The following is an 18390-nucleotide window of genomic DNA, read 5'->3' as shown; positions in this document are numbered from 1 at the left end:
GCGAAACGAAAGCCCTCCCTTTCGGACCGGATCGAGTTGTAAAGACAGATTGAACAACAAAACGGATCGTGCCGTCGTCACGGTCCCACCACTGCAGATAAGAAACGAACAAGGACCATTGGCGTGACCAGACCTTTCGAAGGCGTGCGGATTCTTGACTTCACGCAAGTACTTGCCGGCCCCTATGCGAGCTATCAGCTCGGGCTGCTCGGCGCCGACGTCATCAAGGTGGAACGGCGCGAAGGCGAGGACATGCGTCAGACCCCGCTCAGCAAGGAGTGGGCGGACCGCGGCCTCGCGCCGGGCTGGCAGGCGATCAACGGCGGCAAGCGCAGCCTGACGCTCGACCTGCGCAAGCCGGAAGCGATCGAGATCGTCAAGCGACTCGCCAAGAAGGCCGACGTGGTGATGGAGAATTTCCGTCCCGGCGTGATGGACAAGCTCGGCATCGGCTACAAGGCGCTCTCCGAGATCAATCCGCGGCTGATCTACTGCGCCATCAGCGCGTTCGGGCAGACGGGCCCGGAACGGCTCGGCGCCGGCTACGACGGCAAGATCCAGGCGATGTCCGGCATCATGTCGATCACCGGCCACGAGGCCACGGGCCCGACGCGCGCGGGCTTCGCCGTCTGCGACGTGCTCTCCGGTGCGACCGCCGCCTTCGGCGTGTCCAGCGCGCTGTTCCAACGCACCCATACCGGCAAGGGCCAGCTCGTCGACGTGTCGATGCTGGAAGCGACGCTGGCGTTCCTCTCCGGTCCCGTTGCGGACTTCACGGTCGCCGGCCACAAGCAGTATCTGTCCGGCAACCAGGCGGTGAGCCGCAAGCCGACCGCGAACCTGTTCAAGGCCGGCGAAGGCTACATCCTGCTCGCCGTCAACAACGACAAGCAGTACGAGGCCTTGATGAAGGCGATCGGTCGCGAGGATGCGCTCAGCGACCCGCGCTTCGCCGACTGGTTCCTGCGCGTCGAGAACGAACCGGCGCTGCGCAAGGTCATCGAGGATGCGCTCGCAACCAAGAGCCCGAAGGAATGGGAGAAGATCCTCGACGCCGCAGGCGCGCCTTGCGCCAACATCTGGCGGATCGAGGAGATCATCGACCATCCGCAGATCGCCTTCCGCAAGGCGATGCAGCAGGTGGATACGCCGTTCGGCCCGTTGCGCTTCATGGGCACGGGCTTCCAGCTCGCGCATGGCGGCGGCCGGCTCGACCGGATGGCGCCCGCCCTCAGCCAGAACACCGACGAGGTGCTGGCGGAAGCCGGCTATAGCGCCGACGAGGTGGCGGCGCTGCACAAGGCCGAAGTGGTCTAGCACCACGAGCCTTTCGAATCCGGTGCTTGCCTCGATTCACGAGGCACGAGACAATCGCCGGATGGAAGGCTTTGTTTACGTCCTCGGCTGCGCCCATAAGGGCCGCTACCTGACCTATGTCGGCTGGACCACCGACGTCGTCCGCCGCCTGGCCCAGCACAACGCGGGCAAGGGCGCGCGCACGACGCGGGGCCGCGCCTGGGTGCTGCTGCATTCGGAAGGATTTGCGACGCGCGCGGAAGCGATGCGGCGCGAGTGGTATCTGAAGCGCGACCGCAAGTTCCGCAAAGCCCTCGCAGACAAGACTCTCTCAGACCAGGCCCGATGACACGCAACGGCACCATCGATCCTCATGAGAACCGTGCCGGCGGCACCTCGATCCGCTATCAGGCGGCGGGACTTGCAGCCCCTGCTGCCATTCGCGTTGACCGCTGGGGCGTGCCGCACATCAAGGCCGCCTCGCGCAGCGACGCCTTTTTCGTCCAGGGCTTCAATGCCGCCCGCGACCGGCTCTGGCAGATCGACATCTGGCGCAAACGCGGCCTCGGCCTGCTGGCGGCGGACTTCGGCCCCGGCTACCTCGCGCAGGATCGCGCGGCGCGGCTGTTCCTCTACCGCGGCGACATGCAAACCGAGTGGGCCTCCTATGGCGTCAGCGACGCCAGGGAAACGGTCGAGCGGTTCGCAGCCGGCGTCAACGCCTTCATCGACCTGACCGAGCGCGATCCGCACCTGCTGCCGCAGGAGTTCACCCTGACCGGGACGCGGCCGGCGCGCTGGCAGGCCGCCGACATTGTGCGCATCCGCAGCCACGCGATGGTGCGCAATCTCGAATTCGAGTTCGGCCGCGCCCGCGTGCTCGGGCACGGCACGCTGGCCGACGACAAGGCGCGGCGCTGGGTCGATCTCGGCCACACGCCGTTCATCCCGGATGGCGTCAATTTCGCCGAGATCGGCGAGGACGTGCTGGAGACCTTCTTTCTGGCCACCGCCCCCGTCACCTTCAGCAAGGAGCGCCTCGCCGCCACGCTGGACGATGCCGATCGCTGGGCCTTCACCGACGAGCTTGGCGAAATCATCGCCGCGACGCGCGCGGAAGGCTCCAACAATTGGGCGATCGCCGCATCGCGCTCGGAGACCGGCAGGCCGATCCTCGCCAGCGACCCGCACCGCGCGTACCTGCTGCCGGCGCTGCGCTATGTGGCTCACCTTCGCGCACCGGGACTGGACGTGATCGGCGCAGGCGAACCCGCCCTGCCCGGCATCTCGATCGGCCACAACGACAAGGCGGCGTTCGGCCTGACGATCTTCCCGATCGATCAGGAGGACCTCTATGTCTACGAGACCAAGCCTGACGATCCGCACCTCTATCGCTACGGCGACGGCTTCGAGCGCATGCGCGTCATCGAGGAGCGCGTCGCGGTGAAAGGTTTCCCCGAGCAGACCCTGACGCTGAAATTCACCCGCCATGGGCCGGTGATCTACGAAGATCGCAGGCGCAACAAGGCATATGCGGTGCGCACGGTCTGGCTCGAACCCGGCAGCGCGCCCTATCTGTCCAGCCTCGGCTATCAGGCGGTCTCCACCGTCGAGGCATTCGAGCAGGCGCTGCAGAGCTGGTCGGTACCCTCCGTCAATCAGGTCTACGCTGACACCGCCGGCCACATCGCCTGGATGCCGGCCTCGAAATCGCCGATCCGGCCGAACTGGGACGGCATGGTGCCGGTTCCCGGCGACGGCCGCTATGAATGGAACGGCTTCCGCTCGCGCAAGGATTTTCCGAAAGAGGTCGATCCGCCGCGCGGCTATGTCGCCAGCGCCAACGAGATGAACCTGCCGCCGGGGCCATCGCAACAGCTCAACATCGGCTACGAGTTCACCGAGCCGTTCCGCGCCCAACGCGTCCGCGAAGTCCTCGACGCCAAGCCAATCCACGGCCTCGACGAACAGCGCGCCCTGCAGTGCGACGACCTGTCGATTCCCGCCCGCCGCATCTGCAGGCATCTGACCGGGCTGCGCGCATCGGATGCGGACACGGCGCTTGGCCTCGCGCTATTGCAGGACTGGGACTGGCATCTCGCCTACGACAGCGCGCCGGCGCTGCTGTTCGAGGTCTGGTGGATGCGTTTCCTCAAGCCCGCGCTGCTCGATCTGGTCACCCCAGATCCGAAAGTCCGGCCGCTGCTTGCGCCCGGCGATCATGTCACGCTGCTGAATTGGCTCGATGAGCCGCCGGCGCTCTTCGGCGCCGATCCGATCGCCAAGCGCAACGAGCGCCTGCTGGCGACCCTCGGCCCTGCGGTGAGAGAATGCCGCAAGCGGTGCGGTGACGACCACGGCCGATGGAGATGGTCCGGCTGGCATCACGGCTATTTCCAGCATCCGCTCGCCAACGTCTATCCCGAAATGCTGCGCGATGTCGGCCCGCTCGCCCAGGGCGGTTCGGCCATGACGGTGATGAGCAACGGCTATCGCATGAGCGACGGGCGCGCCATCACCGGCGCATCGTTTCGCATGGTCGTGGATGTCGGCGCCTGGGACAACAGCGTGTTCGTCAACGCGCCTGGGCAATCGGGCGACGGCCGCTCGCCGCACTACGACGATCACGGGACACTCTGGTCGGAGCGCGACTACGTGCCGCTGATCTATTCGGAAGAAGCGATTGCGCGGGAAACGCGCCTGCACATCATGCTGGAGCCGGACGCACCAAAGGAACCGCCGAAGAATCCGCCAAAGGATCGCCCGGCATAGCGCAAACAACCGCGCCAACGCGAAAGAGGAAACGACCGATGGATGTCACCAAACTGCCGTTCGATACGGACGCGATGCTCGCCGGTCTGCGCCCCTGGGTCGAGTGCGAGAGCCCGACCTGGGATGCCGCGCGCGTCGGCGCGATGATGGACGTCGCCGCCCGCGATCTCGCCCTGCTCGGCGCGCGGATCGAGCGCATCGGCGGCCGCATGGGCTTCGGCGACTGCGTGCGCGCAAGCTTCGCGACCGGCAAAGCCTCCGGGCCTGGCATCCTGATCATGGGCCATCTCGACACCGTGCACCCGGTCGGCACGTTAGCCAAGCTGCCGTGGCGGCGCGAGGGCGACAAGTGCTACGGCCCCGGCATTTTCGACATGAAGGCCGGCAACTACATCGCGCTCGAAGCGGTCCGGCAGCTTCTGCGCCTCAACGCGACGATCCACCTGCCGATCACGTTCCTGCTGACCTCGGACGAAGAGGTTGGCAGCCCGAGCACCCGCGACCTGATCGAGGCGGAGGCCGCGCGGCACAAATACGTGCTGGTGCCGGAGCCCGCGCGCCCGAACGGCGGCGTCGTCACCGGCCGCTACGCGATCGCCCGCTTCAATCTCGAGGCGATCGGCCGGCCGAGCCACGCCGGCGCGCGGCTGGCGGAAGGCCGCTCGGCGATCCGCATCATGGCCGACATGATCCCGCAAATCGAATCGATGACCACATCCGACTGCACTTTCAGCGTCGGCGTGGTGCATGGCGGCCAATGGGTCAACTGCGTGTCCAGCTCCTGCACCGGCGAAGCGCTGTCGATGGCGAAGAAACAGGAGGACCTCGACCGCGGCGTCGAGCGCATGCTGGCGCTCTCGAAGGACAACCGTAACGACGGCCAGTTCATCGTCACGCGCGGCGTCACGCGTCCGGTCTGGGAGGCCAATGCGAAGACCATGGCGCTGTACGAGACCGCCAAAGGTATCGCCAAGCAGCTCGGCCTTGACCTCCCGCATCAAAGCTCTGGCGGCGGCTCCGACGGCAACTTCACCGGGCCGATGGATCTGGCAACCCTCGACGGCCTCGGGGTGCGCGGCAACGGCGCGCATACGCTCGACGAGCACATCATGGTCGACAGCCTCGCGGAACGAGCCCGGCTGATGGCCGGCATCCTGCTGTCGGTTCAGTGATATAGTGGTGATATGAAGGCGCAGGGGGCCGTTCAAAACGGCCGCTCGTGCATCCAACACCGATGCATCCAACACTGACGCATCTAAGACAGACACGTTGCATCCAGATACGTCGCATCCTGACACACCGAACCCTGAGAGCCTGCCGTGATCACCGGCCTCGATCATATCGTCCTGCTCGCCCGCGACTATCCGGACGCGGTGCGCCGCCACGAAGCCTTGCTCGGCTGCAAGCCGGCCTGGCGCACGGAGGGCGACGGCGCCGCCACAGTGCTGTTCACCCTGGCGAACATGTCGATCGAGATCATGGCGCCCTCCGGCAAGGGCGCGACCGGCGATCGCGTGCGCGCGCGGCTTGACGAGCAAGGCGAAGGGCTCGCCAGCCTCTGCTTCCGTGTCGATGGAATCGACAGCTTTCATCGCCGGCTGCGGCGGCTGTCGATGAACCCCGAAGATGTCGCCGCGTCCGGCAGCACCAATGCCGACGACGGCGCGACCCTGACATGGAATCGAACCCGCACGCCGGTCGAAGCCGCGCATGGCGTGCGGCTGTTCTTCCTCGAGCTGGACAGCGAGCGTCCAAGGTCACCGGCTGTGGCCGAAGCGCCGATTCATGGGCTCGACCATGTGGTGATCGCAACCGACCGGCCCGAGCGCGCCGCCGCCCTGTATGGCGCACGGCTCGGCCTCGACATGCGGCTCGATCTCACGCGGCCGGACTGGAATGCGCGACTGATGTTCTTTCGCTGCGGCGATCTCGTGGTCGAGATCGTGCACCGTCTGAACGAAGCGACCCGCGGCGAGCACGACCGGCTGTGGGGATTGAGCTGGCGCGCAACCGACATCGCCGCATCGCATGCGCGGCTCGCATCCGCCGGCTTCGATGTCTCCGACATCAAGACCGGCCGCCGTCCGGGCACCCATGTCTTCACCGTGCGCAACGCCCCGCTCGGCGTGCCGACGCTGATCATCCAGCCGGAGGCGCCGCGCGACCATTGAAGCGTGTTCGCGCGAAAGCCTGTCCTCGGACGTGATCCGGGATCGCTATCGCTTCGCTTGAACAGAACGTGTCAAACACAAGGCCCGGTCTTGATTCCTACAGAACCGAAAGGGCTTTAGTGCCGGTCCATTTCCAGCAGGTCTGACACCACCCGCTCGAGCTGCCGCACCGTGCCGCACTGGCGGGAGAAGGTACAATACGGCTCATAGCGCGGCATTTCCGAATCGCCCGTTCCCCACGCATAGCGCGGCTCCGGGTTCAGCCAGATCACGCGCCGGGCCCGTTCCGAGATGCGCCGCAGAATGTCGGTGCGCGGATCGAGGTTGTTGTTGCGGCCGTCGCCGAGAATGATGACGGTGGTGCTGTTGGTCACCCCGCCCATAAACTCGTCCTCGAAATCCTCCAGCGATTTGCCGTAATCCGACGAGCCATAACCCACCGTCTTCATCACCTCCTGCATCGCCTTGTCGATGGCGTGCCCGTCGAGGATGTCGCTGACGTCCACCAAGCGGCTGGAGAAGGCATAGGTATGGATGTCCGAGAGCGCTTCGTTCAGGCTGTAGAGGAACAGCAGCAGGAATTCCGCCACCCGCGCGACAGAGCCCGAGACGTCGCACAAGGCGACGATCTTCGGCTTCTCGATCCGCTTCTGCTTCCACACGGTGATGAACGGAACGCCGCCCCAGCTCGCGTTCCGACGAATGGTGCGGCGGGTGTCGAGCTGACCGCGATTCTTCTTGCGGCGCGGCTTGTTGTAACGGTCGCGCAGCCGGCGCGCCATTTCGGCCACCAGTTTGCGCGTGCGCTCGATGTCCTGGCGCTCGAGTCGGGCGAGCGGCGCGTTGCGCAGGACCTCGTTGCGCAAAGCCTCGGTGCCTTCGCGCGTGTAGAGCGTGATCGCATCATTGACCATGTCGCGCACGGCTTCGCGCAGACCGTCGCGAGCGTTGATCAGCCGCTGCGGATTATTGCCCGCCGCCTGCTGCGCCTCGATGTCCTCCTCCAGGCGCGCCATGCCCATCATGTCGAGGATGCGGCTGGAATAGAGCCCGCGCTGGGTGAAGTAGCGAATCTCCGACAGGTTCGCCCGGTCCGCCGCAGCCGCCATTGCCGTGGCCACCGCCGAGCGGTCGCCTGCCATCAGCATCTGCGCGAGTTGACCGAACTGCCCGGTGTCGGTTTCCGTCTCGTCGCCGCCCGCACCCTGATCGTTGTCCTGTGTCTCGGACTGGTCTGCGGATTCAGCCGACGGCTCCTGGTCCTTCGGCTCCGGATTCTTGAAGAACAGCTCGAAGACGTCGCCGAGCGCCTGCTTCTCCTCCTGCGTCTTGGCGATCGTCAGCAGCAGCGCATCGCGCAGGCGCGCCTTGTCGTCGTAGCCGACTGCAGCGACCGCGCTCATCGCATCCATGCTCTCCGGCGGCGAGATGCGACAGCCGACGCCGCGCGCGGCCCGGAAGAAACGGAGCAGCAGGTCGTCTGCCGTGCGCTCAGCCTGGGATGAATGCACGCTCGGCCTTGTCGATCAGTTCGGAGACCTGCGGCATCACCGTCTCCATATCGACCTCGTACTTGATCAGCACGTTCAGCGTGTCGCGGATGAGGTCCGGATCGAGCGACGACGCGTGCAGCAGCAGCATCACGCGAGCCCAGTCGATGGTCTCGCTCACCGACGGCAGCTTCTTCAGATCGAGCGTGCGGACCTCGTGCACGAAGCTGACGATCTTCTTGCGCAGGTCGGCGGCGACGCCCGGCACGCGGGTTTCGATGATCCGCGCTTCCAGCCGCGGCTCCGGGAAGCCGATATGCAGGTGGATGCAGCGGCGCTTCAGCGCGTCGCCGAGATCGCGGTTCGCGTTCGATGTGAGGATCACGACCGGGCGCGTCACCGCGGCGATGCGGCCGATTTCCGGAATGGTGATCTGATAGTCGGACAGGATTTCCAGCAGGAACGCCTCGAATTCCGCGTCCGCCTTGTCGATCTCGTCGATCAGCAGCACGCAGCCGTCCTTCTGCTCCAGCGCCTGCAGCAGCGGGCGCGGCTCGACGAACTGCTTGGAGAAGAAGATATCGCCGAAGTCGTGCAGCTTCGCCAGCGCCGCTGTCAGCGTGTCGGCCTGGCCGATCACCTCGCCGAGCTTGTCCTTGAGGATCTGCGTGTAGAGCAGTTGCTTGGCGTACTTCCACTCATACAGCGCCTTGGCCTCGTCGAGCCCTTCGTAGCACTGCATGCGGATCAGGTTGATGTTCTGCCAGGCGGCGATCGACTTGGCGAGTTCGGTCTTGCCGACGCCGGCCGGCCCTTCGACCAGGATCGGCTTGTCGAGGCGCTGCGCGAGAAACACGGCCGTCGAAATCTGGCGGCTGGCGATGTATCCGGCTTCGGCGAGCCCACGCTCGACCGCTTCGATGGCAGTGGCCGGATCAAGACGACTATCCATGTTCCCTCAAATGCTCCGGCGGTGTCGCCGTTCCTCGTTGCCGTTCCTTGGCGGACTGTCCTTGCGAGACCGTGCGGCGCACAGCCTGATATTTGCATGATGGATAGAAGAATTTCGCCGCCCGCGATAGGGCGGATCGGCATTTGGAGCGCCTCCGGCGCATGCATTTTACGATAAAGCCCATGCGCGGAACGACGGCCCTGGAATCGCTAGGTGCGCATCGACAGGCGCGTTTCGATGACCTAACGTTCCGGAACTATCTCTTGAGGGAGGAACAACGTGCCAAAGATTACTTTTCCCGTCGAAGCGACGCACATCATGATGTTCGCGCGCGCGATCGGAGACACCAATCCCGTTTACCACGACGCCGAAGCGGCCAAGAAAACCGAGGCCAAGGGCGTCATCGCTCCGCCGACATTCGTGCAGGCGGTCGCCCAGTTCGACCCGGACTATCACCTACGCCCGAAGCCCGGCCAGCCGTGGTTCGGCTCCGCGAAGGGCCCGAGCGGCATTGAAGGCAAGCCTGCATCCAGCGGCGGCCTGCATGCGGAGCAGGAATACACCTATCATCGGCCGCTGCGCGCCGGCGAAGTGCTGACGTCCGAGACCAAGCCGGGCAAGACCTGGGAGAAGGAAAGCAAGCGCGCCGGCAAGCTGATCTTCCGCGAGCGCATCACCGAGCACCGCGATGCCAACGGCGAACTCGTCGTCACGGCGCGAAGCGTCGGCGTCACCACCGAGCGTCCCGTCGACGCATCGTAAGGAGAACAAACCAATGGCTTTGAAAGCATCACAACTGAAAGTCGGCGACACCCACTCCGAGCGCGTCGTCGAGAACCTGTCGCGCACCCAGATCGTGCAGTATGCGGGCGCCTCGGGCGACTACAATCCGCTGCACTCGGACGAGGTCTACACGGTGCAGGCCGCCGGCTATAAGAGCGTGTTCGCGCACGGCATGCTGTCGATGGGCCTGACCGGCAAGATGCTGACCAACTGGGTCGGCGATGCACGGCTGAAGAAGTTCGGCGTTCGCTTCACCAACCAGGTCTGGCCGGGCGACACCCTCGACGCCAAGGCGACCGTTGCGGCGATCCGTCAGGAGAACGGCGAGCACCTCGTCGATCTGACGATCACCACCACCAACCAGGATGGCAAGGAGGTCGTTTCCGGCCACGCCATCGTCCGCGCCGATCCCTGATCGGCGGCATCGGTTCAAACCGAACGGGCGCCTCATTGGGCGCCCGTTTTGTTTTTTGTTCCGGTCCCGTTCAGATCGCGCGATACAGCACGCGGTACTGCGGCGGCGTCGGACTGACCAGCGTCTGGCCCGGCAGCGGGATCACCGAAACGATGCGATCGGCCGAAATGCCGCGATCGGCCAGCACCGTGTTGAGCGCATCGAGCTTTGCCTCGACGATAACCTCGTCCAGCACCTTCGCACGGTTGGATTGCGGGATCGTTTGAGCAAGGGCCATGACTGTCTCCTTCAATTGCTGTCTGTTGATGTTGCAGGAACGCTGCGGCCGCAGCGTCATTCCGCCGCCTGGGCCGCCGGCAGATCGCTGGCGCTGAGACCCATGCGGGTCGCGACGCCGATGCCGTAGTCCGGATCGGCACGATAGAAGTGAGCCACCTGCCGCTTGACGATCTCGACCGGCACGCCATCCATCGCAGCGGCGATGTTGGCGAACAGCTGCTCCTTCTGATTTGGGCTCATCAGGCGGAACAGATCGCCCGCCTGGCGATAGTCGTCATTGCCGTCGCGATGGTTGTAGCGATCGGCCGCGCCCGACAGTGCCAGCGGCGGCTCGCGCAGCGTCTCGTCCTGTGCCGGCCCGCTGAACGAATTCGGCTCGTAGTAGTGGTTCGGGTCGGCGTTGCCGCCGAGCCGCATCGAACCGTCCGCATGATAGTGGTGCACCGGACAGCGCGGCTTGTTTACCGGCAGTTGCTCGGCATTGACGCCGACCCGGTAGCGATGCGCATCCGCGTAGGAGAAGATGCGCGCCTGCAGCATCTTGTCCGGCGAATGGCCGACGCCGGGCACGATGTTTGCCGGCGTCAGCGCCGCCTGCTCGACCTCCGCGAAGTAGTTCTCCGGGTTGCGATTCAATTCAAGGATGCCGACCTCGATCAGCGGATAGTCCTTGTGCGGCCAGACCTTGGTGAGGTCGAACGGGTTGTACCAGTGCTTGCCCGCATCGGCCTCCGGCATCACCTGCACGAAGAATGTCCACTTCGGGAAGTCGCCCCTCTCGATCGCCTCGAACAGATCGCGCTGATGGGTCTCGCGATCCTCGGCGATCTTCTGGCCTGCCTCCGCATTGGTCCAGGTCTTGATGCCCTGCATCGTCTTGAAGTGGAATTTCACCCAGAACCGCTCGTTCTTCGCGTTGATGAACGCGTAGGTGTGCGAACCGAAGCCGTCGATGTGGCGATAGCTCTGCGGCAGGCCGCGATCCGACATCAGGATCGTCACCTGATGCAGGCTCTCCGGCGACAGCGACCAGAAGTCCCACATCGCCGTCGGCCAGCGCAGGTTGGTCTTCGGATGCCGCTTCTGCGTGTGGATGAAGTCCGGGAATTTCAGCGGATCGCGGATGAAGAACACCGGCGTATTGTTGCCGACGATGTCCCAGTTGCCCTCCTCGGTATAGAAGCGCAGCGCGAACCCGCGCACGTCGCGCTCGGCGTCCGCCGCGCCGCGCTCACCGGCCACGGTCGAGAAGCGCAGGAACGCTTCGGTCTTCTTGCCGACCTGTGAGAGCGCCGCGGCCTTGGTATATTTCGAGATATCGCCCGTGACGGTCAGCGTGCCATAGGCGGCCGAGCCCTTCGCATGCACCGTGCGCTCGGGGATGCGCTCCCGGTTCTGATGCGCGAGCTTCTCGAGCAGATGGAAGTCCTGCATCAGCACCGGCCCGCGCGGCCCCGCGGTCAGACTGTTCTGGTTGTCGGCCACCGGCGCCCCGGAGGATGTGGTCAATCGGGTCTTATCGGTCATCAGATACCTCCAATCGTGCTCATTTGAAGCGTATTGACCGTTTTCAATCAGGTCCAATCGTATTAAAACGCATTCTAGATAAGGATTTCTGATGAAATGATTTCCCTCAAACAGCTCAGATACTTCGATGCGGTCGCTCGCACCGGCCACTTCGGCAAGGCCGCCGAGCAGTGCGCGGTGACGCAACCGGCGTTGTCGATGCAGATCCAGGAGCTCGAACGCGTGCTCGGGCTGCAGCTGATGGAGCGCGACCGGCGCGGCGTGATGCTCACCGATGGCGGCCGCGAGATCGCTGATCGCGCGGCGCGTATCCTCGCCGACACCCGCGACCTGGTCGATTTCGCCCGGCGTCAGGGCGGCGTGTTGTCCGGACCGCTGCATCTCGGCGCGATCCCCTCGGTCGCGCCTTATGTGTTGCCGCAACTGCTGCCGCGCATCCGCGAGACCTATCCCGACCTCGACCTGTTCATCCGCGAGACGCAGACCCAGCATCTCGTGCGTGAACTGCTCGACGGCCATCTCGACCTGCTGGTGCTGGCGCTGCCGGTCGAGCATCCGCAGATCGAAACCATCCGCCTGTTCGACGACCGCTTCCTGCTCGCGGTGCCGCGATCGCGCAGCTATCCCGAGCGCATCCTCGCGACGCCCGACATGCTGCAACAGGGCCGGCTGCTGCTGCTGGAAGAAGGGCACTGTCTGCGCGATCAGGCGCTCGCCTTCTGCAATCTGCGCCGGGTGGAGAACATCGACACGTCAGGCGCCTCTAACCTCTCGACCATCGTCCAGCTCGTCGCCAACGGCATGGGCATGACGCTCTTGCCGGAGCTGAGCCTCGATGTCGAAGCCCAGCGCGAGCCTGTGCGGCTGATGCGCTTCGCCGATCCGGAACCACAGCGGACCATTGGACTGGCCTGGCGCCGCTCCTCACCGCGCAAGCGGCATTTCGTCGAACTCGGCCGGATGATAGCGTCGGTGGTGGAGAGCCGCGCGCAGGCCGGCCATCACGGCGGCGATGGTGGCGAACATCGAGCTGTACGGGGACATGGATCCTGAGACCGGGCGTTTGCGATTCAAGCCGCACGTCCTGTATCGCAAGGCGCGGATGCCCGTATTATAAGGGCCCTGGCCTTCCGGTTGGACGGCCATCGCCACGTTACGTCATCAGTCAGGTTTAAGTCCCAGGTCAGCCTCATGTCCGATACGCCTCCCGATCGCCTCTCCACCGACCCGTCGAGCCCCTACTACGATGCCGAGGTGCTCGCGCGCGATGTCGGCGTTCGCTTCAAGGGCGTCGACCGCACCAACATCGAGGAATATTGCGTCAGCGAAGGCTGGGTGCGCATGACCGCCGGCAATGCGAAAGACCGTTTTGGCAATGCGATGACCATCAAGGTCTCCGGACCGGTGGAGCCGTATTTCCGCAGCAAGGGCGAATGACCCTTGGACATCTTCGACCGGCTGCGCACCGAAGCTGCAAAGGACTGGTCGAGCTACGTCGATCATGCCTTCGTCCGGCAACTCGGTGATGCGACGCTGCCGCAGGCGGCGTTCCGCACCTACCTGGTGCAGGACTATCTATTCCTGATTCAGTTCGCCCGCGCCTATGCGCTGGCGATCTACAAGAGCCGCACGCTCGCCGACATGCGCTCGGCCCAGGCCGGCGTCGCCGCCATTCTCGATGTCGAGATGGACCTGCATGTCCGCCTGTGCGGACGTTGGGGCCTGACGCCGCAGCAGCTGGAACAGGCACCCGAACTGCAGGCGACCGTCGCCTACACCCGCTTCGTGCTCGACTGCGGCATGTCCGGCGACCTGCTCGACCTGCACGTGGCACTGACGCCGTGCGTGATCGGCTACGCGGAAATCGCGCGCAAGCTCGCGTCCGCTATCGGACCGCGTCTCGCCGACCATCCCTACCGGGAGTGGATCGGCGAGTACGCTGGTGAGGCCTATCAGACCGTAGCGCAGAACGCGCGCGGCCAGCTCGCACGGCTCGCCGCGCGATCGATGACCGCCGAGCGCTTCCCCGAGCTGTGCGGCCTGTTCGCCAAGGCGTCACGGCTGGAGGCGGATTTCTGGCAGATGGCGCTCGTGGAGCGGCTCTGACGGTCGCACCCACCTGAGTCGCCGACGCCGGACCTGCTAGCCCCTTGTTTCCACTGCACTCTTTGCGTTATCATGACGCCCGGCTGGAAAGCGGCCAGGGGCGCACCATGAAATTCTGGTTCTCAAGGAAGAGCGGCAAAGCTCCCTACGACGCCACCGTCGAACAAACCTTGCTGTTCGCGCAGGAAGTCAATGCCACATCCGAGGACGCAAACGAGGCGCTCCTCGATCTCGCAACCGCCCTGCGCCAGCCCGAGCATGCGGCGCCGGCACCGCAAGCCGTGCAGCGTGCGAAGCCCGTTCCGGCGCCGCTTCGCCGCGCGGCCGGATCAAGCGCGATGCGCGAGGAGCTGCAGCGCCGCTCCGCCGACTATCGTGCCTTCCAGTTGAAACTGAACGAAGCGCGCGAAGAGCGCATCCGCAAGACCATGGCCGATGTCCGCGCGAGCCTCAAAGCCGCCGCGCAAGCCACCCGTCCCCTGCACTGATCCAGCCGGACCGCCGCCGGACGGGTTTCGCATCCCGCCTGCTTTCGACAGATCTACACACCATCATCGCCCTGAAGCATGATGCGGACCGGAACGGCCGCGTCAGCGAAAGTGTGAAGCGGCTTTCCGACGAGATCATGCTTAAACAACGAGCTGAAGCGCGAGACTGATTTATCCAATCTCATCGCGCTTCAGTCAGAGCAATCGTGGAGCAACAATGGCCGAAGTGATCGATTTCAAGCCGGGCGATTTCTCGTTTCTCGCGGCACCGGGCGGACCGTTCTCTGGCGGCGTACGCGCCAATCCGGGTTTCGCCCTGCACCGCGCGCGCTTCGCACGGCCGGTGCCGATGGCGGACGGGTTCGCGCGCATCAAGCAGCACCTCGACGGGCTCGGCCGGCCGATCACGGCGCTGGCCGCCTGCGAGCTGCGGTCACCACGGCCGATGACCGTCGCCGAATTTCAGCTCTTCAATGCCGAGTATCTCAAGCCGCTGCATGCGTGGGGCTGTCGCTCCGGCGAGCTCAACACCCCGGCGCGCAGCAACATCGCGCCGATCACGGAAGCTCCGAGCGAATCGACGTTCTTCGCCTTCACCTACACGGTGCCGGAAGCGAACGCGTCCGGCGACTTTCTGATTTCCGGTCTGCCGGAAATCGTGCCGGGCGCGCCCGCGGGCCAGCGCACGTTCGGCGGCCGCGATGTCTCGCTGAAGGGCCTCGCGGCGAAGGCGCAGCATGTGATGACCTTGCTGCGCCAACGGGTCGACGCGCTGCAATGCGACTGGGGCGGCGTCACCGGATCGCAGGTCTACACCGTTCACGACCTGCGGCCGATCCTGGAGAACCTGTTCGCCGAGATCGGCATCAGCCAGATCGGCGTCGCCTGGTACCCCGGCTGGCCCCCGGTCAGCGACATGGAATTCGAGGTCGATGTGCGGCGCATCCGCACCGAACTGGTGATCTGATCGCCGGGCCTGCCCGCACGCGCGCTCAGCTCGCGTGCGGAATCTGTGGCAGGTAGCCGCGTCCGGTCAGCCAGCGGAATCGCAGGATCAGCAGCGTCGCGAATACGACGAGGCCGCATGAAAAGCCGACCCAGACGCCGACCGCTCCAAGGCCAAGCGGGAACGCCAGCCCATAGGATGCGGCGAACCCGATCAGCCAGAAGCTGATCGCGGCGAACACCAGCGGCACGCGCGTATCGTTCAGCCCGCGCAACGCGCCTGCGGCCACGGTCTGCACGCCGTCGGCGATGAAGAACGTCGTGCCGACGATCAACAGCGTCGCGACGATCGTCACCGTCGCGCTGGTTTCCGATACGTTGCTGCCGAGGAAGAAACGCGCGATCTCATAGCGCGCGGCGATGACCGCGATCGTCATCACCGCCATGAAGATCATCGCCAGCACGATGGCGACGAAACCGGCCCGGCGCGTGCCGCGGGCGTCGCCGCGGCCTGCGGCATGGCCGACGCGCACGGTGGCCGCCATGCTGATCCCGAACGGAACCATGAACAGGATCGCCGCGGTCTGGAGTGCGATCTGATGCGCGGCGAGCTCGGCGGTGCCGATCCATCCCATCAGCAGCGCCGCGGCGGCGAACAGGCCATATTCCAGCAGGAACGAGCCGGAGATCGGCGCGCCGACCATGACGAGCTGTTTCATCAGCGGCCAGTCGGCGCGCCAGACATTGCCCAGCGGCTGATATTTGCGGAACGGGCGGCGCCTCTGCACGAACCAGAACCCGGCGATGCACATGCCGATGCCGACGATCGTGGTCGCGAGCCCGGCGCCGAGCAGATCGAATTTCGGAAAGCCGAATTCGCCATAGATCAGCACGTAACCAAGCAGCGCGTTGGCCGGAATCGCGACCAGGGTGATCCACAAGCCGGGCTCCGGCCGGTTCACCGCACCCATGAAGCCGCGGATGGCGATGAACCACCAGCCAGGCAGCAGGCTCCAGGTCAGGCCCTGCAGATAACGGGAGGCCAGCTTGGCGGCCTCCGGCGCCTGCCCCAGCGCGACCAGGATCGCTTCTCCCTTCGACAGCACGAGGGTCAACGGCACGGCGAGGATCACCGCGAGCCAGAGGCCGACGCGGAACGAGCGGCGGATCGTGCGCGGATCGCGCGCACCGAACGCCTGCGCCACCAGCGGCGCGACCGCCGACATCGCCCCCATGCCGAGCACGAATGTTCCGAAAAAGATCGTGTGCGCCAGCGACGCCGCCGCCAGCGATTCATCGCCGAGGCGGCCGATCAGGGCCAGGTCGGTGGTCATCATCGCGATCTGCCCGAGCTGCGTCAGCGCAATCGGCATCGCGAGCCGAACTGTTTCGATCAGCTCGGTGCGAACGGGATTCGCGGCCGGGACGGAAGGCGTCGCGGCGCCGGAGACAGCATCGGGGGAGGACATGCGCGCCGAAAATACCGTTCTATGTGACCAAAAAATGCCCTTGCTGCGGAAAGCGCAGACCATATCTCCTGAAGTGAAGGGGAAGATCGCGTCTGGAGGCCGTGATGCCCGCCAAGGGTATGTTGCGTATGTTGCCAGTGACTTTAATTGCTGCCCTCTGCATTGCAAATGCTCCCGCATGGGCAGAGCAGCAGCGTGCGCCCGGCACCTTCTTCGGCGGCTTCGATCTGAAGAGCGCGGTGCTGTCGCCTGTGCCGTTAGGTCCGCCTTCGCAGTTCGAACCGCAGCAGACCGTCGCGCCGCAAGCCGCGCAGCCGGACACGCCGCCCGCACAGGCCGAGGCTCCGCCGCCACCAGCTCCGGTTCGCTCAGCCGGCAAGCCTGCACCAAAACCCAGCGCGAAGCCCCGGCCGAAGATCGCAGCACCGGCCAAACGGCCGCGCACCAACCCGCTCAATGCCTATGCGCGCGACACCCGCCCGCGCGCCGCGCCGCGGCAGGTCTGGCCCTGCGTCGGTACCGGCATCTGCACCTGGACCCAGCCGCGCTGACGAGCCGAAGCCCTGGATCGTGACTGCTCGGATTGAAGCAGCGCTCTTACGCCCGTGAGGGAGAGGCCGAGAGCACTTCGGCCAGATGGTTCGATGTCGCGCGACCCTACTTAAATATCCAGCTCGCGGGATACGGCGATGCTGGTTCCATCGCGCGAGCCGTTGCAGCGAATGTCGAGCTTGCGATAGCGCGTGACGATGTTCTTGCCACGGAAGAAGCCGATGCGGTTGGCGCAGCGGGTTGCGCCGCGCAGAGCATCGTTCTTCGGAATGGTGAACACCAGCGCCGCTGCGCTGGCGACGAAATCGAAGAACTCCTTCGCCGGCTTGCGGCTTCCAGTCGAGGCGAAGATCTCGTTGCTCTTGTTGCGCGCCGAGCAACCGAGCGAAGCCTGCTTCACCGCCGGATGCGACAGATAGATGATGCCGGCGCTCGTTCGGCCGATTGTCACCCCGTCGATCTGGCGCGCAAGCTGCGCTGCCAGTTCATCGCAGCGGTCAGCGTGGGCCGGCGACGCGCCCCAAGCGAAAAGCTGACATCCCATGGCGAGCAGGAAAGCTGTGGGCTTGATCAGGCGGGCAATCACAACAACCTCTTGGAGACCAGGGACAGGACGGATAACGCGCACCAGACTTGGCGCAAAGACTTGGTGCGAGAACTCGGCGGAAAGACTTGGCGGAAAGACTTGGCGTATCGAACACGACCAAGGGTCATGCCGGTCACCGGAACGTGACCACCATGACGCCGCTGTGAGCGTACCCGCTCGCATAGGAACCACTCAACCCCTAAACCGTTGCCCGAAAGCACTCCCAGTACGGAGAATTGTATGAAAGCCCCGGCTCTGAAAGCTCTGGCCCTCGTCGCCGCTGCGGCGCTGGTCACGACACCGGCCCTCGCCGGCAAAGCGAAGCAGAAGCATCATCGCCAGCACGGCGCCTACCACCATCGGGTTGCCCCAGGCGATTGGCGTCACAGCCAGAACCGTTACGACCCCTATGCGGTCTACTCCTACGACGGACGTCTGATTGGGCGCGACCCCGACCCCAACATCCGTCAAAGCCTCCGCGACGAGGACTGGTACTTCCGCTACAGGGACTGACGCGAGAAGACCGAGAAGGACGGGAGGCTGAGCCGTCGCGACGAAA

The 18390-nt window shown here is 65.2% G+C and carries 20 protein-coding genes; 14 read left to right on the top strand and 6 right to left on the bottom strand.

The genetic code is table 11. From position 1 onward, the window contains the following. The first annotated feature begins 123 nt into the window (after positions 1–123). From X566_RS10110 to X566_RS10090, 5 genes are all read left to right on the top strand, one after another. Positions 124–1317: a CaiB/BaiF CoA-transferase family protein gene (locus tag X566_RS10110; RefSeq protein WP_034465790.1), complete on the top strand. Its 1194-nt coding sequence runs from the start codon at positions 124–126 to the stop codon at positions 1315–1317. A 61-nt stretch (positions 1318–1378) separates the two neighbouring features. Further along, a complete protein-coding gene (locus X566_RS10105) occupies positions 1379–1645 on the top strand; it encodes a GIY-YIG nuclease family protein (protein WP_034465787.1) in 267 nt (88 codons plus the stop codon). Continuing rightward, entirely contained in the window at positions 1642–4068 is a 2427-nt protein-coding gene (locus X566_RS10100) for a penicillin acylase family protein (protein ID WP_081740118.1), read from the top strand. The genes X566_RS10105 and X566_RS10100 overlap by 4 nt, the downstream gene beginning before the upstream one ends. A gap of 38 nt (positions 4069–4106) precedes the next feature. Then, complete coding sequence (locus tag X566_RS10095; protein ID WP_034465784.1) at positions 4107–5240, top strand: M20/M25/M40 family metallo-hydrolase; 1134 nt, start codon at positions 4107–4109, stop codon at positions 5238–5240. A gap of 147 nt (positions 5241–5387) precedes the next feature. Then, a complete protein-coding gene (locus X566_RS10090; RefSeq protein WP_034465781.1) occupies positions 5388–6239 on the top strand; it encodes a VOC family protein in 852 nt (283 codons plus the stop codon). 116 nt (positions 6240–6355) lie between these two features. On the opposite strand, the gene X566_RS10085 is transcribed toward X566_RS10090, so the two are convergent. Together X566_RS10085 and X566_RS10080 are read right to left on the bottom strand one after the other, a co-directional pair. Next, on the bottom strand, positions 6356–7750 hold the full coding sequence (locus X566_RS10085) for a VWA domain-containing protein (RefSeq protein WP_034465778.1): 1395 nt from the start codon (positions 7748–7750) through the stop codon (positions 6356–6358). After that, the gene (locus X566_RS10080) at positions 7731–8681 is read right to left on the bottom strand and encodes a MoxR family ATPase (protein WP_034465774.1); all 951 of its coding nucleotides are present in this window, start codon (positions 8679–8681) and stop codon (positions 7731–7733) included. Before X566_RS10080 ends, X566_RS10085 begins: the two co-directional genes overlap by 20 nt. Positions 8682–8960: 279 nt before the next feature. Between X566_RS10080 and X566_RS10075 the strand changes: the two genes are divergently transcribed. Continuing rightward, a complete protein-coding gene (locus tag X566_RS10075; RefSeq protein ID WP_034465772.1) occupies positions 8961–9443 on the top strand; it encodes a MaoC family dehydratase N-terminal domain-containing protein in 483 nt (160 codons plus the stop codon). Between the two features lie 13 nt (positions 9444–9456). Next, positions 9457–9879 (top strand): MaoC/PaaZ C-terminal domain-containing protein, encoded by a 423-nt coding sequence (locus X566_RS10070; protein ID WP_034465768.1) that lies wholly within the window; start codon positions 9457–9459, stop codon positions 9877–9879. 70 nt (positions 9880–9949) lie between these two features. Here X566_RS10070 and X566_RS10065 read toward each other — a convergent pair whose 3' ends face one another. Together X566_RS10065 and X566_RS10060 are read right to left on the bottom strand one after the other, a co-directional pair. Next, on the bottom strand, positions 9950–10156 hold the full coding sequence (locus tag X566_RS10065; protein ID WP_152539836.1) for a hypothetical protein: 207 nt from the start codon (positions 10154–10156) through the stop codon (positions 9950–9952). A gap of 56 nt (positions 10157–10212) precedes the next feature. Continuing rightward, positions 10213–11685, bottom strand: coding sequence for a catalase (locus X566_RS10060; protein ID WP_034465763.1), 1473 nt, complete (start codon positions 11683–11685; stop codon positions 10213–10215). Positions 11686–11781: 96 nt separating this feature from the next. On the opposite strand from X566_RS10060, the gene X566_RS10055 reads away from it, so the two are divergent. The 5 genes from X566_RS10055 to X566_RS10035 all read left to right on the top strand — a co-directional run bounded on the left by X566_RS10055 (position 11782) and on the right by X566_RS10035 (position 15246). Next, positions 11782–12738 carry a LysR substrate-binding domain-containing protein gene (locus tag X566_RS10055; protein WP_051443987.1) on the top strand — a complete coding sequence of 319 codons (957 nt, stop codon included), beginning with the start codon at positions 11782–11784 and terminating at the stop codon, positions 12736–12738. Between the two features lie 138 nt (positions 12739–12876). Then, complete coding sequence (locus X566_RS10050; protein WP_034465761.1) at positions 12877–13122, top strand: DUF3297 family protein; 246 nt, start codon at positions 12877–12879, stop codon at positions 13120–13122. Positions 13123–13125: 3 nt separating this feature from the next. Next, on the top strand, positions 13126–13791 hold the full coding sequence (gene tenA, locus X566_RS10045) for a thiaminase II (protein ID WP_034465759.1): 666 nt from the start codon (positions 13126–13128) through the stop codon (positions 13789–13791). Between the two features lie 170 nt (positions 13792–13961). After that, positions 13962–14279, top strand: coding sequence for a hypothetical protein (locus tag X566_RS10040; RefSeq protein WP_152539835.1), 318 nt, complete (start codon positions 13962–13964; stop codon positions 14277–14279). 217 nt (positions 14280–14496) lie between these two features. Continuing rightward, positions 14497–15246: a hypothetical protein gene (locus X566_RS10035; RefSeq protein ID WP_034465754.1), complete on the top strand. Its 750-nt coding sequence runs from the start codon at positions 14497–14499 to the stop codon at positions 15244–15246. A gap of 25 nt (positions 15247–15271) precedes the next feature. Here the strand turns inward: X566_RS10035 and X566_RS10030 are convergent, their stop codons facing one another. Then, positions 15272–16693, bottom strand: a complete 1422-nt coding sequence (locus X566_RS10030; RefSeq protein WP_034465751.1) for an MATE family efflux transporter — start codon at positions 16691–16693, stop codon at positions 15272–15274. Between the two features lie 104 nt (positions 16694–16797). On the opposite strand from X566_RS10030, the gene X566_RS10025 reads away from it, so the two are divergent. Next, positions 16798–17244, top strand: coding sequence for a hypothetical protein (locus tag X566_RS10025; RefSeq protein WP_051443986.1), 447 nt, complete (start codon positions 16798–16800; stop codon positions 17242–17244). Between the two features lie 110 nt (positions 17245–17354). On the opposite strand, the gene X566_RS10020 is transcribed toward X566_RS10025, so the two are convergent. After that, on the bottom strand, positions 17355–17831 hold the full coding sequence (locus X566_RS10020; protein ID WP_244434713.1) for a hypothetical protein: 477 nt from the start codon (positions 17829–17831) through the stop codon (positions 17355–17357). 240 nt (positions 17832–18071) lie between these two features. Between X566_RS10020 and X566_RS10015 the strand changes: the two genes are divergently transcribed. Further along, complete coding sequence (locus X566_RS10015; protein WP_034465748.1) at positions 18072–18344, top strand: hypothetical protein; 273 nt, start codon at positions 18072–18074, stop codon at positions 18342–18344. Positions 18345–18390 lie beyond the last annotated feature (46 nt).

The sequence above is a fragment of the Afipia sp. P52-10 genome, assembly GCF_000516555.1.
Classification (GTDB): domain Bacteria; phylum Pseudomonadota; class Alphaproteobacteria; order Rhizobiales; family Xanthobacteraceae; genus P52-10.
This window is presented reverse-complemented; position numbering and strand designations above follow the sequence as displayed.